This window comes from Altererythrobacter sp. KTW20L, assembly GCF_023501975.1.
GTDB lineage: Bacteria > Pseudomonadota > Alphaproteobacteria > Sphingomonadales > Sphingomonadaceae > Alteraurantiacibacter.
Map to the genome: position 1 here is coordinate 1 of NZ_JAMFLH010000014.1, position 24,545 is coordinate 24,545.

Annotated in this window: 21 protein-coding genes; 10 read left to right on the plus strand and 11 right to left on the minus strand. The window is 64.2% G+C overall.

Going from position 1 to position 24,545, the window contains the following annotated elements; genetic code table 11:
• Window positions 1-136: 136 nt before the first annotated feature.
• Window positions 137-1,393 carry a hypothetical protein gene (locus tag M3P36_RS13515; RefSeq protein ID WP_249704222.1) on the plus strand — a complete coding sequence of 419 codons (1,257 nt, stop codon included), beginning with the start codon at window positions 137-139 and terminating at the stop codon, window positions 1,391-1,393.
• A gap of 20 nt (window positions 1,394-1,413) precedes the next feature.
• On the opposite strand, the gene M3P36_RS13520 is transcribed toward M3P36_RS13515, so the two are convergent.
• A complete protein-coding gene (locus M3P36_RS13520) occupies window positions 1,414-2,187 on the minus strand; it encodes a hypothetical protein (protein ID WP_249704223.1) in 774 nt (257 codons plus the stop codon).
• Window positions 2,188-2,280: 93 nt separating this feature from the next.
• Here M3P36_RS13520 and M3P36_RS13525 point away from each other — a divergent pair, with 93 nt between their 5' ends.
• Window positions 2,281-4,479, plus strand: coding sequence for a CHASE2 domain-containing protein (locus M3P36_RS13525; RefSeq protein ID WP_249704224.1), 2,199 nt, complete (start codon window positions 2,281-2,283; stop codon window positions 4,477-4,479).
• Between the two features lie 7 nt (window positions 4,480-4,486).
• On the opposite strand, the gene M3P36_RS13530 is transcribed toward M3P36_RS13525, so the two are convergent.
• From M3P36_RS13530 to M3P36_RS13560, 7 genes are all read right to left on the minus strand, one after another.
• Window positions 4,487-4,990: a hypothetical protein gene (locus M3P36_RS13530; protein WP_249704225.1), complete on the minus strand. Its 504-nt coding sequence runs from the start codon at window positions 4,988-4,990 to the stop codon at window positions 4,487-4,489.
• Window positions 4,991-5,731: 741 nt separating this feature from the next.
• Entirely contained in the window at window positions 5,732-7,501 is a 1,770-nt protein-coding gene (locus M3P36_RS13535) for a DNA methyltransferase (RefSeq protein WP_249704226.1), read from the minus strand.
• A gap of 48 nt (window positions 7,502-7,549) precedes the next feature.
• Window positions 7,550-8,179, minus strand: coding sequence for an eCIS core domain-containing protein (locus M3P36_RS13540; protein ID WP_249704227.1), 630 nt, complete (start codon window positions 8,177-8,179; stop codon window positions 7,550-7,552).
• An 85-nt stretch (window positions 8,180-8,264) separates the two neighbouring features.
• Window positions 8,265-9,185: a FecR domain-containing protein gene (locus M3P36_RS13545; protein ID WP_249704228.1), complete on the minus strand. Its 921-nt coding sequence runs from the start codon at window positions 9,183-9,185 to the stop codon at window positions 8,265-8,267.
• A 3-nt stretch (window positions 9,186-9,188) separates the two neighbouring features.
• A complete protein-coding gene (locus M3P36_RS13550) occupies window positions 9,189-9,587 on the minus strand; it encodes a hypothetical protein (protein WP_249704229.1) in 399 nt (132 codons plus the stop codon).
• A 34-nt stretch (window positions 9,588-9,621) separates the two neighbouring features.
• Window positions 9,622-9,801 (minus strand): Flp family type IVb pilin, encoded by a 180-nt coding sequence (locus M3P36_RS13555; protein ID WP_249704230.1) that lies wholly within the window; start codon window positions 9,799-9,801, stop codon window positions 9,622-9,624.
• Window positions 9,802-9,887: 86 nt separating this feature from the next.
• A complete protein-coding gene (locus M3P36_RS13560; RefSeq protein WP_249704231.1) occupies window positions 9,888-10,931 on the minus strand; it encodes a methyltransferase in 1,044 nt (347 codons plus the stop codon).
• A 129-nt stretch (window positions 10,932-11,060) separates the two neighbouring features.
• Between M3P36_RS13560 and M3P36_RS13565 the strand changes: the two genes are divergently transcribed.
• Window positions 11,061-11,969: a CmcJ/NvfI family oxidoreductase gene (locus tag M3P36_RS13565; protein WP_249704232.1), complete on the plus strand. Its 909-nt coding sequence runs from the start codon at window positions 11,061-11,063 to the stop codon at window positions 11,967-11,969.
• A gap of 117 nt (window positions 11,970-12,086) precedes the next feature.
• Here the strand turns inward: M3P36_RS13565 and M3P36_RS13570 are convergent, their stop codons facing one another.
• From M3P36_RS13570 to M3P36_RS13580, 3 genes are all read right to left on the minus strand, one after another.
• Window positions 12,087-13,400, minus strand: a complete 1,314-nt coding sequence (locus tag M3P36_RS13570) for a ferredoxin reductase family protein (protein WP_249704233.1) — start codon at window positions 13,398-13,400, stop codon at window positions 12,087-12,089.
• Window positions 13,401-13,466: 66 nt separating this feature from the next.
• A complete protein-coding gene (locus M3P36_RS13575; protein WP_249704234.1) occupies window positions 13,467-13,829 on the minus strand; it encodes a response regulator in 363 nt (120 codons plus the stop codon).
• Complete coding sequence (locus tag M3P36_RS13580; RefSeq protein WP_249704235.1) at window positions 13,826-15,241, minus strand: sensor histidine kinase; 1,416 nt, start codon at window positions 15,239-15,241, stop codon at window positions 13,826-13,828. The genes M3P36_RS13575 and M3P36_RS13580 overlap by 4 nt, the downstream gene beginning before the upstream one ends.
• A 347-nt stretch (window positions 15,242-15,588) precedes the next feature.
• Here M3P36_RS13580 and M3P36_RS13585 point away from each other — a divergent pair, with 347 nt between their 5' ends.
• The 7 genes from M3P36_RS13585 (at window position 15,589) to M3P36_RS13615 (ending at window position 24,521) form a co-directional block, all read left to right on the plus strand.
• Complete coding sequence (locus M3P36_RS13585) at window positions 15,589-16,404, plus strand: outer membrane protein assembly factor BamD (RefSeq protein ID WP_249704236.1); 816 nt, start codon at window positions 15,589-15,591, stop codon at window positions 16,402-16,404.
• A 63-nt stretch (window positions 16,405-16,467) separates the two neighbouring features.
• Window positions 16,468-18,147, plus strand: a complete 1,680-nt coding sequence (recN, locus tag M3P36_RS13590) for a DNA repair protein RecN (protein WP_249704237.1) — start codon at window positions 16,468-16,470, stop codon at window positions 18,145-18,147.
• Window positions 18,147-18,596, plus strand: a complete 450-nt coding sequence (locus tag M3P36_RS13595) for a hypothetical protein (RefSeq protein ID WP_249704238.1) — start codon at window positions 18,147-18,149, stop codon at window positions 18,594-18,596. Before recN ends, M3P36_RS13595 begins: the two co-directional genes overlap by 1 nt.
• A 438-nt stretch (window positions 18,597-19,034) precedes the next feature.
• Window positions 19,035-19,559, plus strand: a complete 525-nt coding sequence (locus M3P36_RS13600) for a hypothetical protein (protein WP_249704239.1) — start codon at window positions 19,035-19,037, stop codon at window positions 19,557-19,559.
• Between the two features lie 98 nt (window positions 19,560-19,657).
• Complete coding sequence (ligA, locus tag M3P36_RS13605) at window positions 19,658-21,886, plus strand: NAD-dependent DNA ligase LigA (protein WP_283773495.1); 2,229 nt, start codon at window positions 19,658-19,660, stop codon at window positions 21,884-21,886.
• A gap of 48 nt (window positions 21,887-21,934) precedes the next feature.
• On the plus strand, window positions 21,935-22,318 hold the full coding sequence (locus tag M3P36_RS13610; RefSeq protein ID WP_249704240.1) for a hypothetical protein: 384 nt from the start codon (window positions 21,935-21,937) through the stop codon (window positions 22,316-22,318).
• An 88-nt stretch (window positions 22,319-22,406) separates the two neighbouring features.
• Window positions 22,407-24,521: a TonB-dependent receptor gene (locus tag M3P36_RS13615; RefSeq protein WP_249704241.1), complete on the plus strand. Its 2,115-nt coding sequence runs from the start codon at window positions 22,407-22,409 to the stop codon at window positions 24,519-24,521.
• Window positions 24,522-24,545: the final 24 nt, after the last annotated feature.

Sequence of the window (24,545 nt, forward strand, 5' to 3'; positions counted from 1 at the left end):
TGCGGGGGATGATGTCTACGCTTGATCCAAGTGAAAAGTGGGCGAATATGCGCACACCTGATGGTCACCGCGCCTTTGGATTGGCACGCTTTACGAGCTCGCTCAAGAGAGACTTGGCTATGCTGATAAGGGGCTAATGCCGCTTTCCCTCGACGGCCGGGATGGGCGTCAACTCCAGCGCATCATGATAAATGATGCTATTGATTCCATTCTACGAAATCCCACAATTGTGATTGAGGCTAGAAAACGTAATTCTTCGTTATTGAGAACCATGACGGATTTGGACTTGAGGGCCACTGTGGTCGATGACGTCATGAATGAATTCGCATGTGTACTTGATGCAGATAACATTAGGAAAGGTACGACCGAGGGCGAATCATATTGTCGGGCACCGCGCGAGCAGTGGCAAATGCAACTTGAGTCCGCAGAGGATGTTTCGTTGATATTGGAGATCCACGAGTGCTATCGAATTGCTCTGCGGGAGCAGAGCTTCCTGAGTATGGATCAGATGATCGCTGATTATAGTCGATACCTTAGCACTCATGAATGGTCACAGTTACGTGACAGGATTGGCTTCGATGTGATATTCGTCGACGAGTATCATTACTTCACGCGACTTGAGGCAATGACATTGCACAATCTGTTTAAAAGTCGCGCTTCGTTTCAGAAGAAGTGGCCGTTGATAATGGCCTATGACCTAAAGCAGAGCGTCTCTGATGCAGGTCTTTCCGGTGGTGTGGAACGGTTTCGCAATCCAGGAGTAGGTGAAACAGTACCCGTTGATCTCAAACAAGTTTACCGCGCCACTCCCGAGATTGCCCAGTTTTTGCAATCATTAGATGGTGCATTCCCAGCAATGGATCTGGAAGGTGAATTTCAGGCCTATGAGGCCCAGTCTTCGCAAGACAGCGGCGAAATTCCAACGTGCATCGAATTCGAAACAGATGTTAGTCTCGTAAACGCCATTTTTGAACAGGCAGTTGAAGATGCTCGGCATCTTGAGGGTGGTGGTCGTGACGTTGCGGTGTTGTGCGCGTCTGAGAATCTTTTTGATCGATATAGGAAGGCTCCGCGCATTCTTGAGAAATGTGTACCAATGACAACGCGGGAGGATCTCAGGCAACTGAGCTATGCGAAGCGCAAAGTGATTTTCAGTATGCCGGAATACGTTGCTGGTCTTCAATTTTCGTCGGTTTACATAATACATTTAGATGAAGTCGATCTAAGCGAAGATAATTTGAGTGTGGGTGGGCGTCGTCGGTATGTCTCCCGCGTATATCTTGGTGCGAGCCGTGCTTCGAAGAAGCTGACCATTGCAACGAGTAAAGCTCGGGGTGGCTTAGGTTCTGTATTAAGCGGCGCCCTGGCTGACGGGACTTTACGAAAGATCTGATTTTTATAGGCCTAGGCACCTCACTCCCGCCACCGCTCCCCCAGCCCGTTCAACCGCCACCCCCGCTCGTCCTCCGGCGCCTTGGCCTCGCGCGCGGCCCATTGGTCTTGCAGCCATTGCGGGGGTTGGGGGCAGGTCCAGTTTTCCGCGCTGTCAGGGTCGTGCTCGTCCGGCAGGTCTTCGGCCAGGAGGGCGGCGGTCTGTTCCTCGCGGTGGCGGATGAGGTCTAGCTTGGCGTTGAGGCTTTCGAGCACCTGGGCATCCTGCTCGGCGGCCAGCAGCACCTGTTCGCGTTCCCATTCCTTGCGCCATTCGCGTTTCAGGCGGGCGAGGGTCTGGCGGTCCACCGCGCTCATGCCCCTGGCTCCATCGGCGGCAAAGCGTTTGGGGGCGCGGTTGCGCAGGATGAACATCAGCAGCCGGTCATTATAGACCCGGCGCGTGCCGACCAGTTCGCCCTGGTGGAACACCTGCTCCTCCACGCCATTGAGCGCGCGGTCCATGGCCACGTCCTCCAGCATCTGCACGCCGATATCGAGCGCGGCCTCCCACGCGGCGCGGAAGCTGGCGCCCTGCGGATGGCGGCGCAGGTCATAGACGCCGTATTCGCCCACGCCCATGCGGCGGCAGGCGGCGCGCACACTGCCGGTGCGGGCGAGCCAGGCGATGAATTCGCGCTGCCGTTCCGCGCTCCACCCGCCTTGCCGCATGCGGCGGCGGGGGACGGGCTCGAACTCGGGCAGGGTGGTGGCGGGGAGATTGGGCTGGTCGTCGTCGTCGGGCGTGGTGGTCATGGGGAAGGGCTTTTGCGGGGAGGGGGGAGAGGGCCATGGAGCGGCTTGCGGGCTGTAGGAAAGGGGTTAGGCTAGGCCGGAGGAGGGGAGCACATGGAGCGGTGGATCAGGATCGGGCCGGGTTTGGCCGTGCTGGCGCTGCTGGTGCTGTTGCAGTGGCTCGATCCCGCGCCGATGGAGCGGCTGCGGCTGCAGGTGTTCGACATGTTCCAGGTGGCTGCTCCCCGTAGTGCCGAGGGGGATGGCGGCGTGGTCGTGGTCGATATCGACGAGGCCTCGATCGCCGAGCTCGGCCAGTGGCCCTGGCCCCGCACCGACCTGGCTACCCTGACCCGCCGGTTGGGGGAGGCGGGCGCCGCCGTGGTGGCCTTCGACGTGGTGTTTTCGGAGGAAGACCGCACCTCGCCCGATGCGCTCGCCCGGCGGCAGGCCGACCCCGCCGTGCGCGCCGCGCTGGAGGCCCTGCCCGGCCACGATGCCCTGCTGGCCGAGGCCTTTGCCGCCGTGCCCGTGGTGACCGCCACCTTCCTCGACCGCCGCCCGATGGGCCGCGCTTTCGAGCCCAAGGTGGGGTGGACGGTGCAGGGCTCTTTACCGGTGGCGCATCTGGAGGCCTATCAGGGCGCGCTCCAGCCGCTGCCAGTGCTTGAGGCGGCGGCGGCGGGCAACGGCTTTGTCAGCCTGGAGGGGGATGGCGACAGGATCGTGCGCCGCGTGCCGCTGGTGGCGCTGCATCGCGGCGTGCCGATCCCCTCGCTCGGGCTGGAGGCACTGCGCTTGGCCTTGGATGCAGACTCGCCCGTGCTGCTGGCGAGCGACGGCAGCGGGCAGGCGACCACGCGCGATGCGGCGGCCGTGGCCGTGCGGCTGGCGGGGCGCGAGATTCCGGTGACGGACGCGGGCGAGATGTGGGTCCACTTTGCCGCCAGCAACCCCGCGCCGCTATCCGCCGCGCCGATCGTGACGGGCGCGCTGTCCGATGCCGAGCTGGCGCGTCGGGTGGGCGGGGCCGTGGTGTTTGTTGGCGGGAGCGCGGCGGGCTTGCAGGACCTTGTCTCTACGCCGCTCAGCCCGCTCACCGCCGGGGTGAATGTCCATGCCGAGGCGGCGCGGCAGGTGCTGGCGGGGCACTTCCTCCAGCGGCCGGACTGGGCGGGCGGGCTGGAGCTGGTGCTGACGTTGCTGCTGGGGCTGACGCTGGCGCTGGTCACGCCGAGGCTTGGCGCGCTGTGGGGCGCGGTGGCGGCGCTGGCGGGGATTGCTGGCGTGGCGGGGGCGAGCTGGCTGGCCTTTACGCAAGCGCGCCTGCTGCTCGATCCGACATGGCCGATGGTGGCCGTGGCGCTGGTCTATGCCGTGCAGACGGTCAGCGCCTATTACCGCGAGGAGCGGCAGCGCAGCTATATCCGCAGCGCCTTCGACCGATACCTCTCGCCCGAACTGGTGCGGCAGATCGCGGCGGACCCCGGCAAGCTGGAGCTGGGCGGGGAGGAGCGCGACATGACCGTGCTGATGGCCGATATCCGGGGCTTCAGCCGCATATCGGAGCGCCTGTCCCCGCGCCAGGTGATCGACTTCCTCATCACCTTCCTCACCCCGATGAGCGAGATACTCCTCGCCCGCCGCGCCACGCTCGACAAGTATATCGGCGATGCCGTGCTGGCCTTCTGGAACGCGCCATTGGACGATCCCGACCACCACGCCCAGGCCGCCCGCGCCGCGCTGGAGATGGTGGCGCGCACCGGGGAGCTCAACCGCACGATGCCCGGCACCCCCGGCGTCACCTGGCCGGGCGAGGTGACCATCGGGATCGGCCTCAATTCCGGGCTGTGCTGCGTGGGCAACATGGGCTCGCGCCAGCGCCTGTCCTATACTCTGATCGGCGACACGGTGAACATGGCGAGCCGGCTGGAGGGGCTGACCAAGCAATATGGCGTGAGCATTGTCACCGGCAGCGCGCTGGCGGCCGAGCTGAGCCACTTCGCCCTGATCGAGCTTGACCGCGTGCAGGTGGTGGGCCGCGACGCGCCCGAGACGATCCACGCCCTGCTGGGTGACGAGACCCTGGCCGCCACCCCGCAGTTCCACGCGCTCGCCGAGACCCACGCCATGTTCCTGGCCGCAACCCGCGCGCAGGACTGGCAGGCGGCAGAGGCGGCGCTGGCCTCGGCCGACTACGATGCACTCGGCCTCGCCCCCTTGCAGGACATCATGCGCGCCCGCGTGGCCAGCCTGCGCGCCAATCCGCCGGGGGCGGGGTGGGACGGGGTGTTCCGGGCGAGTGAGAAGTGACGGGGCGTCAGGCCGACCCCGCCCGTTCCTGGTTCAGGCGGAACAGGCGGGCGAGTATCTCGTCATCGGTCAACAGGCCTGCGCGCCAGTCGTCACCCCAGCCGTATGCCTCGGCCACGGCCTCGTCCAAGGCCTTGTGCGCGTTGTCCAGCCATGCGGGGCGCGCGTTGTAGAGGTTGGTGAGAGTGCGCTTGGCCAGTTCCCTGGCCGCTGCCTCGTCCTTCGGCAGCACGCGGTCCGGGTATCCGGGCACCACTTCGGGCACCCGCACCACCAGGTCCGCCGGATTGAGCCAGTTCTCGCGCAATTCGTTCAATCGCGCGGCGGCGGCGGCGATGGCTTGCGCGCGAGGATCGGCGGCATAGTCTGCGGCGGGAATGTTTGGCGTCAGGCCTTCGGGGAAGGGGAAGGTTTCGAAGGTGGTGGACGGGGTATAGCGCGGATCATTGCCCACGCCGAGGAAAGTGCCCATGCGGAGTGACCACAGTTCGTGGAAGCGCGAGTGGAGCACGCCGAAGGTGGTGTCGTCGTCGCGGGCTATAACAACAAGCTGACAGTCGGGTAAAACTGCGCTGTCTAGCAAAGCAAATAGACGATGCTTCGCAACTCTTGGAGTTACAATATATCGAGAAAGTGAGGCTAGCGCCCTCCTCATACCGGGTCGGGCCTCGCCGTGAATCCACCAATTGTTGCGATGGTTAGCCCTGCGTACGTTCTCTCGCATAGGTCGAACCAGTGCGTGCACGATTTCGAACGGCTGCTCGTACAGCATGGCGTCGTCCTTCGACATTTCGGTGCCAAAGTCGATTATCCATTTCCCACTCGCCCTCCGAGTGACATCCATCCCGTTCATCCACAAGCGAAGGACATCCCTGTTTGGCTTTCCGTTAGGGTTTCCTCTGCTCACCAAAAGATCGCGAGCAAGCTCGCCAGAAAGGTCAAATGGTCCGTTCTTTTGGTCGCCAATGAAGGCTTGCCCAGAATTTGATCTCAAAGGCACCGCTGACGAAAGGTCGAACGAATCGTTGTTGGAAGTAAGGTCAGCGAGAGTTCGCGTGACGATATTTCCGTTGAGCCGGCTAGACCTATTGCCGACAAGGCTAAAGCACACGAGCGAGACTCTCACCGCCGCACCGTCGACTGTCCAGCCCTCATCGCTCCATGCTTCAAATATTTGGCCAAGTTCGACCACTTCTCTAAGCACGATACGATTTGCTCCGCCTCGGACCGAGTTCGTCGCAACAAAGCCAGCTCATTCCAATTTGCGCGCCACGATCCTGTCCCAAGCAGCAGCAAACCAAAAGCAAACCAAATCAGCTCCGCCGGGCACTTGGGGCCACGCCTTGCGCAGGGCGTGGGTATAATCCTCGCCCAGCTCGGCAATCATCTTCTTGTCGCCAAGAAACGGCGGGTTGCCCACCACCACGTCAGCATCGGGCCACTTTGCGCGACGCGGGCCTGAATTAACTTCCGCCCCCTCTTCCCCGTCACCCCGGGCTTGACCCGGGGTCCCGCTGTTGTCTTCGCCGCCTGAAGCAGCGGGACCCCGGCTCGGGGGCCGGGGTGACGAAGTAGGGGGGGCCCAATCCAGCACGGCATCGCGGCATTCAATCGTATCGAGGTTCCGCAGGATCGGGTTCTTCGCCGCATCAAAGCCGTTGCGCTTCATCCACTGGATTTCACCGATCCACACGGAGACCCGCGCCAGTTCGGCGGCATAGGGGTTCAATTCGATTCCCAGCACGCTCTCCGGGCCAACTCTCGGGAAGCCGCGCGGCAGGCCCAGCGCTTCGGCATCCAGATTGGCGCGATGTTCGATGTCCTTCAGCGCCTTCAGCGCCACATAAAGGAAATTGCCCGAACCGCAGGCGGGATCGAGCACGCGGAAGTTCACCAGCCGTTCGATAAAGGCCAGGTGGATGGCGCCGGCATCGGCCAGCAGCTTTTCGCCCTTGCGCTTTTCGGCAGGGGACAGCAGCCGTTCCGCCGTGCGGCGCGGCATGGCATCGACCAGCGCGGTCATTTTCCCCAGCGCTTCGGCCCATTCGGCCTCCAGCGGGTCGATAATCACCGGCTGCACGATCATCATGATCTTTTCGCGGTCGGTATAGTGCGCGCCAAGCTGGCTGCGCTTGGCCGGGTCCAGCCCGCGTTCGAACAGGGTGCCAAGGATGGATGGATCGATCTGCGACCAGTCACGCTGGGCGGCGCGGTGCAGGTCTTCCACGTCCTGCCGCGAAACGGGCAGGGCGTGATCATCGGCAAACAGGCCGCCGTTGAACCAGTCAATCCGCTGGAACCCCACCTTGCCGCCCTGTTGCGCCATCGCGCCGAACAGCGTTCCGGCATGTTCGGCGAAGCTGTCAGGATCGGTCCGGCACAGGTCCAGCATTCGGGTAAACAGGTTATCGGGCAGCAGGCCGGTGTCTTCGGCAAACATGCAGAACACCAGCAGGTTGACGAAGTGCGCCACGCGGTGCGCTTCGTGCCCGCGATCGCGCAGGCGCTGGGCAATCCCAGCAAATTCGCGGGCGGTTTCCTCGGTCAGCGCGGCGCGGGTCTTGCTGGGCTTGAAGTGTTCGGGATCGGTGAAGGCGCGCTTCAGCTGTTCGCGGACATTGCCATCCAGCAGGTCTTCCAGCGTGTATTCGTGCACCTCGTGGACGGTGTTGGTCCAGTTGGTGTGGATCACGATGCGATCCATGTCGGACACGATCAGCAGCGGCGGACTGTCCAGCGCCACGCTGTATTGCTGCAACTGGGCATAGGCCTTGTTCAGATCCTTGCCCTGGCCCTTGTACTCCCAGGCGAAGCATTCCTTGCGCCAGACATCTGCCCAGCCTTCGCCGCCGGTGGTCTTGCTGGCGCCCTTTTCAAAGGCGAACCATTCGCCCTTGGGATCGGCGGTGATCGGATCGAGCAGGCCGAGCAGGGCGCAAAGATCGTTGAAGTGGCTGTGCGAGCCGGACCGTTCCTTCTGGTCGGCTGCGCGCCACTTGGCGATGAAATCCTGTGGCGTCATGCGCTCTACTTTGCAGCGCGCCGTCCTGCATCGCAAGCCATGCCTGCCCTAATCCCCCGCCAGCTTGGCCATGATCCGCAGCGCGTTATCCTCTGCCTGCTTTTCCAGTCCGGTGTAGCCCAGCACATAGGTGCGGGCGAAGCGGTCCACGCCCAGTTCCTGGTATTGCACCACGTGGGTCAGTTCATGCGCCCACAGTCGCAGGTCGCGGGTGCCGCGGACGGAGGAGAACACGATCACGTCCTCCAGCACCACGGCCCCTTCGGTAAGGTACCAGGTGGTGAGCACCGTGCCGAGGTTCATGCTGCCGGTGGCGGGTTTCCACCGCACGTGGTCGAAATCGATCGAGGTGAAGTGCGGTTCGAGCTGCTCGCGGATATCGTCGGGAATGGGCAGGGTGCGTTCGGTGCGGGCCTGGTTGCGCGACAGGCGGATGGTGTGGGCCAGGGCTGCTCCGCCAAGCTCGCGGGCGACATTGTCGGTGGCGCTGCGCACCTGCCGGTCGGTCTGCCGGGCGATGGCGCGGGCGTCACGTTCAAGGTCGTAGGTGCGCAGCATGGCGGCGGGCGAATGACCGGTAAGGTGCAGAGCCGCCAGCGCGACTCCCGCCAGCAGGCACAGGACCAGCAGGGCGTAGGCCAAGCGGCGCGGCCAGCGGCTTTTGCGCTTTGCAGTCATGGGGCGGGGATCAGTTCAGGACGGGCGGGGTTGGCAGGTGGCATGGCGGATCAATGCCCCAGCGGGCGAAGGGTTCTCGTGGAACCTATGGTCCCTGGTTGGGCGAAGGCGGTGCGGTGGGGCTGGTGCCCGGACCCTGCGCGCCGGTTGGGCCCGGATCGTCGTTGTCATCATCACCGCCGGACAGCAGCACGGCTGCGCCCACCACGGCCGCCGCGCCCACGGCCACGGGGATCAGCGTGTTGAGGAACCCGTCACCGCCGCGCGCATCGGCCACGGCGGGCATGACCCGCGCCTGCACGCGGGCAAGCCCCGCATCGCTGATCTGGAACGGCCCTTGCGGCGGCGCTCCGTTGCGGGGGATGAAGGCGGCAAGGCCCGGCCGGTCGAGCACCACGGTGACGCCGGCGGCGGTGACCGTGGCGAGGCCGGGGGTGAGGCCGCCCGCGGTATTCTCGCCCGGGCCGCGCAGGACCACCAGCGTTGCCTCGTCCCGGTCGATGCCGCCGCGTTCGACGGCCGGTTCGTCCCGCGCAATGCCACGGGCGCGTTCGCCCACCAGCATGTCGAGCGCGGTGCCGCGGATGCCGATGCGGCCCGAAGGCATGGTGATCTCCGCCGTGTCGGCCGCATTGCTGCGCCCCGAAAAGAACCGCAGCGCGCCCTGGGTGATCGTGGCGAACAGCGAGCGGCCCTCGTTCGGATCATAGACGAAGCGGTCGATGGTGAGGCGCGAGCGGGCGCCCATGCCGAAGGTCGAACGGTCGAGCAGGAGGATCTGCAGCTGCGAATCCCGCCCGGTCTCGATCCGGTCACCCCAGGCGATGCGCTGGCGGCGCTCGATCTGGCGCGGCTGGGCCGTGGGGCCGGCGCCAAGCCGGACCTGCCCCACCACGCTGGCGGCATTGCCCACCTCGACCCGTTCCTGCGCATGGGCGGGGGCGGCCAGGGCAGCGAGCGCGGTGCCGAGGGCCAGCAGGGCGAGCGGGCGCGGGGTGCGGATCATGGCTCAGTTCCCCCCGCAGAAAGTGCGGACATCTTCGAGCGCGTTGTCCTGGTAGTCCCGTTCCCGCAGCAGCCGCAGCTCCACCAGGCCGCCCTGCCGGTCATCGATGGCGCAGAGATATTGCGCGTGGAGCAGCAGCGCTTCGGCCGAGCGGGGGAATGCGCCGAGCGTGCGTTCGAGCATGGCCAGGGCATCGAGCAGTTCGCCGCGCCCCGCCGCCTCGCGCGCAGCGGCAATGCCGCCGGCCTCGGTTGCGGTCAGGTCAGACAGGGCATCGAGTTCTTCCAGCGTTTCGGCCACGGCAGGCGCTGTTGTGCCTGCCAGAAGCAGTCCGGCCAGCGTCAGTCCCAGTGGCAGTTGCCGCATATCCTCAATCCCCCGATCAGGGCGTGACTTTGCCACAAATGCCCCCCCGGTGGCAAGAAAGCGAGCCGTGTCAGGCGATGGCCTCGCTGATCGCGGCTTCCACGTCGGTGAAAGTGGTGCCCACCTGGTTGCCCAGTGTCACGAAGCCCCCGACTGCCGCTACAGCGATCAGTGAGGCGATCAGCGCATATTCGATTGCGGTCGCCCCGCTCCGGTCGGCGGCAAGCGAGGCAATAAATCTGGCAGGCATGGCAACCCCTTCCGGCAATGGACAGGGGCGGAGCTCTAGGCCCGGCAGGGTTTGGCGCGCGTCATCCGGCCACTAGGCATGAGTGCCTAGGGCTTCACCGCAGAAACAAGCGAATAGTACCCGCCACCGGTGCGCTCTGCCGAAACCTGCGTAAAGCCTGCGCTTTCAAGGATGTCCCTGAATTCGGGCAGGCTGTATTGCTTGCCCAGCGTGCCCACCAGCATCAGCAGGCTGAAGGCGGCGGCGGGGAAGGGGCCGGTGCCTTCGTCGTCCATCAGGATCTCGTTGAGGAAGATCCGCCCGCCGCTGGGCAGGGCATCGAAGCTCTTTTTCGCCAGCAGGCGGTTGGTTTCGTCCGACCAGTCGTGGAACACGTTGGAGAAGAAGTGCCCGTGATGCCCGCGCCGCCATTCCTCGGTGAACATGTTGACGCCGGCGGTTGTCACCTGCGCGCCCATGCCCGCCCGATCGACGAACTTCTGCGCTTCGGTGGCCATTTCCTTCAGGTCCATCAGCACGACCTTCAGGCCCGGATTGGCCCGCGCGATCTCGATGCCATAGACGCCCGATCCGCAGCCCACGTCCATCAGCGAACCGAGCGTGCCGAACACCGGCTGCGCCGCCGCGCCCAGTGCCGGGGCCTGGCTGTGGGCGTGCATGAACGTGGCGATGCCTTGGGCGGCTTCGGCCGACATGGTCCCGCGCTCCCACTCGGCAGGGCGTTCAGTCACGTCGCCCGATCCTTCACCGGCCGAGCCGGGCCGCTTGCCGGTGCGCAGCGATTCCAGCAGGCGTTCCTGCAGCAGGGTGTTGTTGTCGATCTGCTTGCAGAAGTGGCCCCAGTAGCCTTCGCCTTCCGGGTGTAGCCAGGTGCGGGCGAGGTGGGTGGCGCGCCACTGGCCCAGCCGCTTTTCGACCATACCCATGGCACACAGCGCCGCCAGGTGCATCGCCAGCGCGCGGGAATCGACGCCCAGCTCCTGTGCCAGATCGTCGGTGGAATAGGCGCCATCGGACAGCGCGGCGAACGTCCCCACCTCGCAATTGACGTTGATGATCGGCAGGCGGAACTGCGACAGCCAGATATCCCAGATCGGCGAATCGTCCACTGTCGGCGGCAAGGCGCTCATTTTTTCCTCTCCCTGTTCTTTTCTTGGTCCCATCCTAGCGCTGGCGCTTGCGCCCCGCCAGTGGTGCATGGCACTATTTGTAACGAACGATAGAGTCGCGATATGCTCGCGACCGGCAGGAGGATGACGATGGCAACCCGCGCGCTCGACAATGGAGAAGACCACGCCCGCCAGGTGCGGGCGATGATGCGCTATGTCGATGAAGGCGACTTCGTCACCCGGCGCTATGTCAGCCAGGGCGAGGAGATCAATACCGGCACCTATTCCGACCACGAGGTGACGATCCGCGACGGCATGCCGATCCGCGAGCACTTTGCGCTCGATACCCACGGCTTCACCATCGCCCACCTGCCGAGCGCAGTGAGCGACTTCCACGACAAGGCCAGTGTCGAGGAATTGTACGAGCGCGAGGTGGAACGCAACGTGCTGGCGCTGACCGGCGCGGACAAGTGCGTGGCGCGCGGCTGGATGATCCGCACCAGCGCCGACCTGTCGCAGCACAAACAGGAAAAGGTCGAAAACTACCAGCACTCGGGCGGCACCCAGCCGCCTGCGGGCGAGGCCCACGTCGATATCAACACCGCTACGGCGGGGCGCATGGCCGAACATACCTATCGCACCCATTTCCCCGACGGGCCGGGCTACAAGCGGTTCCTCATCTCCAGCTTCTGGCGCACCTTCTCGCCCCCGCCGCAGGACGTGCCGCTGGCCCTGTGCGACGGCCGCACCAGCTTCGGCGGGAGCGAGAAATCGAACACCCTCTACATCGTGGACCAGTTCCCCGAAGGCGCCGCCCTGACCGCGCCCGATCCGGACGAGGGCAAGAAGCTGGCCGCCACGATCTTCAGCTATCATCCCGGCCACCGCTGGTGGTATTTCCGCGGCATGACGGCTGACGACGCGCTGCTGTTCAAGTTCCACGACAGCGACCACAGCAAAACCTGGCGCTGCCCCCACTCGGCCTTCCGCGACAGCAGCGAACCCGGTGCCAACGTGCGCGAGAGCATCGAATGCCGCAGCGTGGCATTCTGGGAGTAGGCTCTTACCCCCCCTTCGGCTGGATCCACGCAAAGCCGAGGGCCAGCACCAGCACCAGCAGCACGGTGACGACAACCAGCAGCAAGGCTCTTCTCCGGCGCATCGGGGGGTTCCTTCCTAAAGGTTGAAGATCTCGGCGTGGATGTGGCGGCGGGGGACAGTGAGGGCGGTGAGGTGGGCCTCGGCAGCCTCCAGCATCGGCGGGGGACCGCAGAGGAAATAGTGAAGCTTTTGGCGCAATTCCTCCGGCACTTCCTCTTCGAGCATCTCCTGGGTCAGCAGGCCGGTGTGGCCGGTCCAGTCGGGCGGGGCTTCCTGCACGATGTGCAGCACCTGCACATTGAGCTGGCGGGCGAGGGTGTCGATCTCATCCTTGAACAGCGCGCTGCCAAGGTCCGGATTGGCATAGAACAGCCAGACCGGGCGGGTCTCGCCCTCATGCGCCATGCTGCGTAACATGCTGATGACCGGCGTGATCCCGACCCCGCCAACAATGAACACGAAGCCTTCCGCGCGGGGAACGCGCTGGTAACTGAAAATGCCGAACGGGCCATCGAGATAGGCCCTGTCGCCCACTTTGGTCTCACTGATGGTGCCGGTGAAATCGCCCAGATCCTTGATCGTCATTTCCACCGTGGGAAGCTGGTGCGGGGCGGAGGATAGCGAGAACGGGTGCTCTTTCGTCAGCCACGGCGATGCTTTCAGCGTGAGCCAGGCGAACTGGCCGGGCTGGAACCTGCGCCACCCGCGATGACCTTCGGGTTCGAGCACCAGGGTCCAGGCGTCGTCGCCCTCTTGGCGAACTTCGCTCACCCGGTAGGGACGGCGCTGCTGTATGGCCGGGCGCACGATCCGCACCCACACGATCAGCAGCACCCACGACAGCGTGAACGACAGCCACAGCGCGCGCTTCAGCGGTGCCTCGGTATAGTAGCCGACCCCAAGGATATGCCCGGCGGCAAGGGCGAAGCCGCCGACGGCCAGCACGATATGGGCAAAGCGCCACAGGCCGTATTCGAGATGCAGCTTCTCGCGGAATTCCGACGTTATTACTGCTGCGATAAATGCCAGCAGTGCCGCGCGCCCGGCGGTCATGTGCCACGGCGCGACCAAGGGGTTCAATTCGCCAAGACTGTCCTGATACCAGATCCAGAAAATCGCGAAGTGCGCCAGCACCAGGACCAGCGCGGCAATCGCCAGGTAGCGGTGGAGGAAGTAGATGATGTCGATGCCGAACGGGGCAGTGGCGGCATGGAACCGGGCGGTCAGGGCAAATTGCACGCCGAACATCGACATGGCGGCAAAACCCAGCGCCTTGGCCAAATCCCACCCGAATTCGTAGCCGGGCGGCACATCGTCACCGAACAGCAGGACCAGCAGCGGCAGGGTTACGATCGCCAGGTACAGTGCAATCCAGCCAGTCGCGCGCATTATCGGTCCCTTTTGGTGATCCCAAAAGGACAAGGGTTTCAGGCGGGATTAGGTTCCTGATCGACTTCAGGCCGGGTTCGCCATAAGCGACAGCAGGACCACGCGCAGTTCCTCGCCGTCGATCGGCTTGCCCAGCACCGGGGCGGCAACCGGATCGGTCCCGACGCCGGCATAGCCGGTCACGTATACAAAGGGCACGCCTCTGGCGTTCAGGGCATCGGCAATGGCATCGACCGGGTCGCCGTGCAGGTTCATGTCGAGCACGGCCGCATCGAGCTCACGGTTTTCGGCCAGTTCCTTCGCCTCGGCCAGGGTATAGGCCGGGCCGACCACTGTCGCCCCCCAGTCTGTCAGCATCTCGCTCGTCATCTCGGCAATGAAGAACTCGTCTTCCACCACCAGGATCCGCTTTCCCGCAAGGCCGTTCATGCCGGACGGCTCTCGGCCACGGGCACCCTGCCGCGCAGTGTGCAGACCAGACCGCTGGGGAAATAACCCATATTCACCTCGCCATGGAATTCCTGGGCCAGCGCCCGCTCGATCATCCGGGTGCCGAAGCCGCTCTTTTCCGGCTGGGAGACGGCAGGGCCATCGACCTCGCGCCAGATGAGCAGGAAATCGGCCTCGCTGCTATCCGCCTCCGAACCGGGGATATCCCAGGCCACTTGGACCGTGCCGCCTTCGGTCGACAGCGCGCCATATTTCACGGCGTTGGTGCACAGTTCGTGCAGGGCGAGGCTGAGGGTCACCGCGGTCTTCGGCGGCAGGACTACCAGCGGGCCTTCGATCACGAACCGGTCCGCGCCCCCGCAGGCCGCCGCCACGGTCCGCGCGATCAGATCGGCCAGCGAAACCGGCTCCCACTGGGCCTGGGTAAGCAGGGTGTGCGCCGCGCCAAGCGCCGTAAGGCGCCGTTCGAAGGTGGGCAGCGCGCCGCCGGGATCGGCAACTGAGCGAAAGGCGTGGCGGGCGAAATGCTGGACGATGGTGAGGCTGTTGCGCACCCGGTGGTTGAGCTCGGCCAGCAGCAACTGGTTGTGTTCCTCGGCCGCCTTGCGCTGGTCGATATCGATGGCCGAAGGGATGAGGCCGATGATCCTGCCGTCCTCGTCGCGCATCGGGGAAAGCTGGAAGTCGATATACATCAGCCGCCCTTCGGACATCCGCACCGGCACGTCGAAGCGCACCAGTTCTCCCGCTGCCGCACGGGCGATGGACTGGCGGACCTGCTCCTGGATCGCCGGATCGTAAGACCACCACCAGGCATCTTCGAACCGCTTGCCGACCACGTCGCCCAGGGTGATTCCGGCGGCCTTCAGCGGCGCTTCATTGGCGTGCAGGACCACGCCATCGACCGTCAGCAGGCCGACAAAGGCGAACAGCTGGTCGAGCACGCGGCGCAACTGGCGCTCGGTTTTCTGCAATTCCAGCTCGGCTGCCTTGCTGGCGGAAATGTCGGAAATCACGCTGACGAAATAGTCCGGTTCGCCCGCAGCGGTCAGCATCAGCGAACCCGAAAGCCGCACCCACACTGTCGATCCGTCCTTGCGGACATAGCGCTTGTCCATCGCATAGGATTGCTGGCTGCCCGACAGCAGCATCTCGGTATTGGCCAGGTCTTCCCCCAGATCATCGGGATGGGTGATGGCCTGGAAGTTCATGCCCAGCAGTTCCTCGCGGTGATAGCCGGTGATCTGGCAGACGCAGTCGTTGACCTCGATGAACGATCCGTCGGGCGCTACGCGGGCGAGACCGACAGCGGCATGGTCGAAGACCGCGCGATAGGCATCGGAAACGGCGGCTGGAAGCGGGGATGCCAGGCCTTGCATCGAGTCACTCATGGTATCCCCCCGTCACGGACTCTGCGGCTAGCACGATACGCCAGCGCGCGCCAAGCGACCGCCGGCACGCAAGTGCACCAACCCATGGCCCTATTGCACTGCTTTTGCCGGAAGGCGACTAACCTATGTTATCAATCGAATTTTGCGGTGATTTCCGCTTCCGGCTCCTCCACCTTCGGCATCCGCAGCATGGCATAGGCAAGGCCCGCCAGCGCGAACAGGGCGGGTCGCCTCACCGGCAGGCCACGGTCGGGCCGGGCTTGAAGAACCCGAATTGGTGCTGGTCGCTGCTTTTGACACCAACTTCACTTGGCGTTCACGTGGCGGCTGGTTATAGGCTGGTCCCCATGAGGCTTTCGAACACCAGGATCCTGTCGCTCGGCGTGCTCGCCATGTCTGCTGTTGCCCTTACCGGCTGTGCATCGCGGGGCGGTGGCAGCGGGGTGGAAACGGCCTATGTCGCGCGTGACGTGGAATCGCTCTACAATGCAGCCAAGGCCCGGCTTGACCGGGGCGACCTTGCCCTGGCCGCCGCCTTGTTCGACGAGACCGAGCGCCAGCACCCCTATTCTCCCTGGGCCCGCCGCGCCCAGTTGATGAGCGCCTTTGCCTATTACGCGCAGCGCAATTACAACCAGTCGATCCAGTCGGCCACGCGGTTCCTGTCGATCCACCCCGGCAACCGCGACGCGCCCTATGCCTATTACCTGATCGCCATGTCCTATTACGAGCAGATCAGCGACGTGCAGCGCGACCAGGCGATTACCCTGCAGGCGCAGCGCGCGCTGAACGAGGTGATCCGTCGTTATCCGCAAAGCCAGTACGCCAACGATGCCCGCCTCAAACTTGACCTCGTGAACGACCACCTGGCCGGCAAGGAAATGGAAATCGGCCGCTATTACGAGCGCGCCGGCCACTGGCTTGCGGCGCAGTACCGCTTCCGCGAAGTGATCGAAACCTACCAGACCACCAGCCACACGCCCGAAGCCCTGTTCCGCCTTGCGGAAACCAGCCTGGCGCTGGGCATCCCCGAAGAAGCGCAGCGCTATGCCGCCGTGCTTGGCGCGAACTATCCCGGCGACGAGTGGTACGAGCGGGCCTATCGCCTGATCGGCCGCCACGGTCCCGCCGTGGGGCTGGAGAACGTCGCGCAAGGCGGCTGATCCCCCGTTGTCACCGCGCAAGTGATTGCGATTCGGCCGGGTCCGGCTTAACCCTGATCCGGCATGCTGACATCGCTCGCCATCCGCAACATCGTGCTGATCGAAGCGCTCGACCTCGCCTTCGGGCCGGGTCTGGGCGTGCTGACGGGCGAGACCGGGGCAGGCAAGTCGATCCTGCTCGACGCGCTGGGCCTGGTGCTGGGCAACCGGGCGGACAATGGCCTGGTGCGCGCGGGCGAGGATAGCGCCAGCGTTACTGCCACCTTCGAATTCGCCCGCCTGCCCGATGCCGTGTCCGCCGCGCTGGCCGGGGCGGAGCTGGAGATCGAACCGGGCGAACCGCTGATCATCCGCCGCAGCCTCAAGGCCGATGGCGGGTCCAAGGCCTTCATCAACGACCAGCCGACCGGCGTAGCCCTGCTGCGCGAGATTTCGGGCGCGCTGGTCGAACTGCACGGCCAGCATGATGATCGAGGCCTGGTTAACCCGCGCGGCCATAGAATGCTGCTCGACCGGTTCGCCGGGGGTGATGTGGCGGGCGTGGCCGAAGCCCATGCGGCGTGGAAGGCAGCAGCCGACCGGCTGGAAGCGAGCCGTGCTGCCATCACCGCCGCCAGCGCCGAACAGGACCTGCTGCTCGCCCACCTCGCCGAACTCACCGCAATCGCGCCGGAAGAAGGCGAGGAACAGCGCCTCGCTCTGGCCCGCGCCGATATGCAGAAGGGCGAGAAGCTGGCCGAAGAGCTGGAAGACCTGCGCAAGTTCTGGGACGGGTCCGACAGCGCGCTGGCACAGATGCGCAGTGCCGCCCGCAAGCTTGATCGCGTGGCCGACCAGCACCCGCTGTTGGCCGAAGCCCTGGCCGCGCTGGACCGCGCAGTGATCGAGGCGGGCGAGGCGGAGGACAAGCTGGCCGCCGCCGCCGAAGCCCTGCTGTTCGATCCCGAAGATCTCGACCGGATGGAAACCCGCCTGTTCGAACTGCGCGCGCTCGCCCGCATGCACGGCTGCCAGCCCGATGACCTTGGCCGCCTGATGCTTGCCATGCGCGAACAGCTCGATGCGATCGAGCATGGCGAGGCGGACCTTGCCGCGCAGGAAGCGGCCGCAGCCAGGGCGCGGCAGGTCTATCTCGCCCGCGCCGAGGCGCTCCATTCCACCCGCGTTTCCGCCGCGCTGCAACTGGACGAGGCCGTCGCGGCGGAACTGGCACCGCTGAAGCTGGACGCGGCAAGGTTCCGCACCGCTGTCGCCGTGATGGACGAGGACCGCTGGGGTCCGGCGGGCATGGACAGCGTGGAATTCCTCATCTCGACCAATCCCGGCGCCGACTTTGCGCCCTTGAACAAGATCGCCAGCGGCGGCGAACTGTCGCGCTTCATCTTGGCGCTGAAGGTGGCTCTGGCGGAAAAGGGCGGGGCGGCCACGGTGATATTCGACGAGATCGATCGCGGCGTGGGCGGGGCCGTTGCCAGCGCCATTGGCGAGCGGCTGGAACGGCTCGCCAACACCGGACCGGATGGCGGCGGGCAGTTGCTCGCGGTCACCCATAGCCCGCAGGTGGCAGCGCGCGGCGGCCTGCACTACCTGATCGCCAAGAGCTCGACCGGCACGGTCACGCGCACATCCGTGCTGCAACTCGATGCCGGAGGCCGCAAGGAAGAGATCGCCCGCATGTTGAGCGGCGCCGAAATAACCGCCGAGGCCCGCGCCCAGGCGGATCGCTTGCTGGAGGGAGTGTGATGGACAACCGACTCTCGGCTGAGGAGAGAAGACGACTGAAAATTCGGTTTGGCACAAGTGATTATGAATCGATATACAAATATATATCGTTGGATGGAAAGCAATCTTGGAATTACTTCGAGAAGACATTAGTTGATTGCTCTATAATTGGCTCAACAATAAGATCGCTGAATGACCCTTGGGAGGGTTCCCCTCGGATATTCGATGATTTTTCGGAAGAGACGTTTGCCGATTGTTCTGTATTCTTCGACAATGACGGAATAATAAAGGACCAACGGAAAGAAAAATATGCAATCGATTTTGATGATTGCCAAAGCATAATAACAAAAAGATTAGAAAATACGGTGGAAAACGCGAGAATTGTATCGTTTGCAAAAAGAGCAGATTCTCACCTTCTGTGGTCGCATTATGCAAATTCTCACAAGGCGCTTGTTTTCACTTCAATGTAAGGGCATTCGATGTTCGAAATGTCACCATTGGGACGGTGCGTTATACGCAATCAAGGCCGGTTGTCCCTGTTAGCTTACTTTCTCGCATTGCATTAGTTCCTGCGAATGTTCAGCATTCTGAAGATAGGATTAGACTTCGGAGCGAACTGTACAAATCGCTATTTTTCGTTAAACCCTCTGACTGGTCATATGAAGAAGAGGTGCGATTAGTCTATTCGACTATAAACATGACTAATGTGATCTACAAAAGTCGGGGTCTATTTGAGATAATAATTGGCGCAAGATGCGAGAAGGAAGATTCTCAGCGTATTAGAGAAAGTGTGGAAAGCGCAGCTCCTTGGGTGAAAGTTCGTCAAGCCAAACTCAGTGCGGACACCTTCAGTGTTGAGATTGATTGAGTTTGGAGCAAATCGTTATTTTTTAAGTGTCTGGAGATAAATGGTGCCTAAGATCACAAGTGCGTCGGTTCTAGGTTGCATACTCCTATTTGCCGGCTGCACCCATCAGGAGGAAAAGGGACGCGAGTCCGATAGTGGCTCCAACCTGCCTGCGCTCGCCGCCGACAAGTCGGAGCCGCTGCTGGCGCTCGCCGATCACCTGCTGGCCAACTACTTCGCCAGCGATGTCGCCACGCGGCCCACGGTGTGCATCGCGGTGAGCGACGGGCGCGAGGAGGTGGCGAAAGACCCCGGGGACGAACGCGAACTGATGATGCGCTATGAAGCGCTCTCTCCGCTGTCGGGCTGCGCGCTGATTGATGGCGGCTGGCAGGATGCCGTCAGCGGCGAACCTGCGCTGGTATTCTCGGTCCACAGCTTCACCTGCGCCGATGCGGAACGGTGCAGCGGCTTCGCCAGCTATATGTCGGGCGCGCAAAGCACCCCGTCGAACCGCTATACGATGGAGTGGGATGGTAGCGCCTGGACCTTCGAGCGCGATGAACGGCTGTTGGGGGCGGAGTGAGCGAAGTTGGCTTCTCCCGCGAGATGCCATAAATCGGGAAATTCTTGCTCACATATTTGTTATTTCTATATCATTTAATTTTTTTGATGTGTGTTCACATGGCAATTGATACTCGGAAAGAGCACGAAAAATTCAAGCGTACCGAAAAGAGACAGCGAGAGCTTGTTCCTCTTGCTAAAGAACTGTCCGAGCTAACGGAAAAGATTAGATTTCATCGGTATCAATACGACGATTTGGATGACCCGATTATTTCCGATGCAGAATTTGATGCACTTAAAAGGCGAGCGCAAGAGATCGAGGATTCATTAGTCCTCAATGAAGAAGATCTCTTCAGCGTCCGCCAGATTGTTGGTGCTCCCTCCTCAAAATCGCTGGCTAGGGTGCTTCACGAGGTTCGCATGATGAGCCTCGACAACGCCTTTGCCGATGAGGAGGTGGCGGAATTCGTCGCCCGCGTTCGGCGGTTCCTCGCGCTGCCGGAAGAGACGCAAGTGGTGTTCACGGCGGAAGACAAGATCGACGGCCTGTCGTGTTCGCTGCGCTATGAAAAGGGCGTGCTGGTCCGCGCCGCCACCCGCGGTGACGGGCAGGTGGGCGAGGATGTGACGGCCAATGTGGCGCATATTTCCGACATTCCGCAGCGCCTGTCTCCCCTCCCGCTTGCGGGAGGGGCCGGGGGTGGGCCTGTGCCCGACGTGTTCGAAATCCGCGGCGAAGTTTACATGTCAAAACAGGACTTTACCGCACTCAACGCGGCTCAGGAATCCAGCGGTGGAAAGCTTTTCGCTAACCCGCGCAATGCCGCTGCCGGCTCCTTGCGGCAGAAGGATGCCAGCGTCACCAAGGCCCGCCCCTTGCGCTTCCTCGCCCACGGCTGGGGCGCGGCGAGCGCGGTTCCGGGGGCCACCCAGATGGAGGTGATGCGGGCCATCGAAAGCTGGGGCCTGCCAGTCTCGCCCGACCTTGTGCTGTGCCGTTCGGTCGAGGAAATGCTGCAGCAATACCGCAGCATCCAGGCCGCCCGCGCGGGGCTGGGCTACGAGATCGACGGGGTGGTCTACAAGGTGGATCGGCTCGACTGGCAGGGGCGGCTGGGCTTCGTCGCCAAGGCCCCGCGCTGGGCCATTGCGCACAAGTTTCCCGCAGAGCGCGCTGAGACCACGCTGGAGCGGATCGACATCCAGGTGGGGCGCACCGGCAAGCTGACGCCGGTGGGCAGGCTCGCGCCGGTGCTGGTGGGCGGCGTTACCGTGACCAATGTCACGCTGCACAACCGTGACGAGATTGCGCGGCTCGGCGTGCGTCCGGGCGACCGCGTGGTGGTCCAGCGTGCCGGTGACGTGATCCCGCAGGTGGTCGAAAACCTGACCCGCGAGGAGGATCGGCCTGCCTACGCATTCCCCGACCATTGCCCCGAATGTGACAGCGAGGCTGTGGCCGAAGAGGGCGAAGTCGATGTGCGCTGCACCGGCGGCCTCGTCTGCCCGGCGCAGCGGACCGAGCGGCTGAAACACTTCGTCTCCCGCGCGGCGCTCGATATCGACGGGCTGGGCGAGAAGACCATCGACGAGTTTTTCGCGCTAGGCTGGCTGGAAAGCCCGGCCGACATCTTCCGCCTGAAACAGCGCCGCGCCGAGATCGTCGGGCGCGAGGGGTGGCAGGACAAGTCTGTGGACAACCTGTTGGCAAGCATCGAGGCGCGGCGAAGCCCCGATGCCGCGCGCCTGCTGTTCGGCCTCGGCATCCGGCACGTGGGCGCGGTGACAGCGCGCGACCTGATGAAGCGCTTCGTGCGGCTGGAAACGCTGCGCGAAATAGTGGAAGCTGCGGGGTCCTCCCACCTGGGGGAGGGGGACCACCTGCAAGGTGGTGGAGGGGCGCCCGGTCTCTCGCCCCTCCACCATCCTGCGGATGGTCCCCCTCCCCGGTCCGGGGAGGATGCCCTCGCCGAACTCACCGCCATCGACGGTGTCGGTCCCGCCGTGGTGGAAGCGCTCCACGACTTCTTCCATGAACCGCACAACGTGGCGGTGTGGGAAGACCTGCTGTCCGAAGTCTCGCCGCCCGACTTTGTGGTGGAAACCACTGCCAGCGCAGTCTCGGGCAAGACCGTGGTCTTCACCGGCAAGCTTGAAACCATGAGCCGTGACGAGGCCAAGGCCCAGGCCGAGAGGCTCGGCGCCAAGGCGGCAGGCACGGTGAGCGCGAAGACGGATTTGGTCGTGGCTGGGCCCGGCGCGGGATCGAAGCTGAAGCAGGCGGCGGCTCTCGGCATCGAGGTGATCGACGAGGCGGCCTGGGCCGAAATCGTCAGGGCGGCGGGCTGAGCGAAACCGGCTGGAAAATCCGTCAAGCGAGGTTTAAGGTCCGGCACCATGTCCGCCCATTCGCATAGCTGGCGCAACGCCGCGTGCCTGCTGCTGATCGCTGCAGCGCTGATGATGCGCGCAGTGATGCCGGGCGGCACGATGATTGCGCAGGACAGCCGCGGCGAGCTGGTGATCGCCATGTGCAATTCGGACACCATGCTGGTCATCCCGATGAAGGACGATGCGCCCGCGTCGGACGAAGGCGACAGCCAGCCGAGCCCCTGCGCCTATACCCACCTGGCCGACAATTCGACTCCGCCCGATCCCATGGCGCGCCCGGCCTTGCCGCAGGTGGCCGAAGCGGTGTGGAATGCCACCCGCACCCGCGCCCTGTCGCCCGCATCGCCGCACCACCTGCCGCCTGCCACGGGGCCGCCCTCACTCGTCTGACACCAGCAGCATGAAAGCCGTGCGCCGGGCCCGATGACGGGTTGCGCGCCGACTTTCCGGCCCAATTCCTGTCCTGACGAGATCTTCGATGAAACCAATCCATGCCTTGCGCTGCGCCGTTGCCGCCGCGCCCCTTATGCTTGCCGCCATCCCTGCCAGCGCGCAGGACAGCGCACCCGCAGGTGACACCCAGGATATCCTGACCGATATCATCCGCGTCACCGCCGCACCGTCTCCCGCCGGGGATGCCGACAGTGTCGAGCCGCCGCACCAGATCGCCCTTCCGGCCGATGCCGTGGCCATTGCCGCCCGCGCGCCGGGCGGGGCGGCCGTGGGCAACGGCGCGCTTTCGGGGCAGTTGTCCTACCGCGGACTGTTCGGTGAGCGGGTGACCGGCCGCATCAACGGCCAGCGCTTTGCCACCGGCGGCCCCAATGCGATGGACCCGCCGCTGCACTATGCCCCGTCGATCCTGGTCGAGCGGATCGAGATTGCCCGCGGCGTCGCGCCGGTTTCCCAGGGCCCCAGCCTGGCCGGCGCGGTGAATGCCGAGCTGGTGCAGGCGAAATATGCTTCCGGCCCGGCGCTGGAACTGCATGGCAGCCTGGCTGCCCAGTATCGCAGCGTGGATGAAAGCTATGCCGCTGGCGGCCTTTTTGCCCTGTCCAGCGATACGGTGCGCCTGGGCGTGATTGCCAGCCGCGAGGAGGGCGAGGACTATCGCTTTGCGGGCGGCAGAGTTGGCGGTACCGCCTTCGAACGCAATCTCTATGGCGTCCATGCCGGGGCGAAGCTGGGCGGGGGCGAGATATTTGCCGAATACCGCCGCAGCGAGACCGACCCTTCGGGCAACCCTTCGTTCGCGCTCGACATGGTCTATTTCAACACCGATTTCTTCCAGGGCGGCTGGCGTGGCGACCTGACGGAAACCGTGGGGCTGGAGCTGAAGGTTGGCCATGTCTCGGTAAGCCACCTGATGGACAACCAGACCGTCCGCCGCCCGGTAGCGCCTACGCCGCGGGCAACCTTTGCCGATTCCGACACGTTCACCGCCGATGTGGCCCTGCGGCTGGGCACGGCAACGCGCCATGTCATGCTGGGCGGCGATGCCGAATGGGTGGACAAGTTCGTGCGCATCACCAATCCGGCGAATGCGGCCTTCTTCCTGGATTCCCAGCCCGATCATCAGGCGGACCGCGTGGGCGGCTTCGTCCAGTGGCGCAGCGGCCTGGGCAATGCCGAATTCGAGCTGGGAGCACGCATTGACCGGACGCGGCAGGAAGCAGGCGTGCCAACGCTCGGCAGCGCGGTGATGGGCGGCCCGGTCATGCTGGCCAATGCCTTTGCCGGCAGCGCAAGGGAGGCTTCCGACACCACTTTCGATGCGGCCCTGCGGCTGTGGCTGCCGGGCGATGAAGTGACCCCGCGCCTGACCCTGGCCCGCAAGACCCGTGTGCCCGGCACGCTGGAACGCTTCGCCTGGCTGCCCACCGAAGCGAGCTATGGCCTGGCCGATGGCAATATCTATGTCGGCAACCAGGCACTGAAGCCGGAAGTGGCATGGATCGCCGAAGCGGGGTTCGACCTCGCCACCGGCGGCGTCACCTTCCGCCCGACGGCCTTCTATCGCCGGGTGGACGACTATATCCAGGGTACGCCGTTCGATGACACCCCCGGGGTGATAAACAGTCCGGTTGAGATGGTGGCAAACATGAACGGCGATGCCACGCCGCTGATGTTCCGCAATGTCGATGCCGAACTTTTCGGACTGGACTTCGATTTCACTGCTGCAGTTGGCCATCATCTGCTGCTGGAGGGCACCAGCAGCTGGGTGCGCGGCAAACGGCGCGACATTGCCGACAACCTCTACCGCGTTCCACCCACGGCCCTGCGGCTGGCGGCAATCTGGCAGGAGGACCGCTGGTCGCTCGGTGCAGAGATGAGCGCGGCGGACGGGCAGGGCCATGTCTCTGCCACCAACGGCGAGACGGCCAGCAGCGGCTATGCCGTGTTCGGCCTGTTCGGCAGCTTTGCCCTGGCCCCCGGGATCGTGCTGGATGGCGGAATCGAGAACCTGTTCGACAGCTACTACCAGCCGCACCTTTCCGGTGTGAACCGGGTGGGCGCATCGGACGTGGCCCTGGGCGAACGCCTGCCCGGCGCGGGTCGCGGCGTGTGGCTGCGGGCGCGGGCTTCATTCTGATCAATTTCAGCCCTCTGGCTTGCG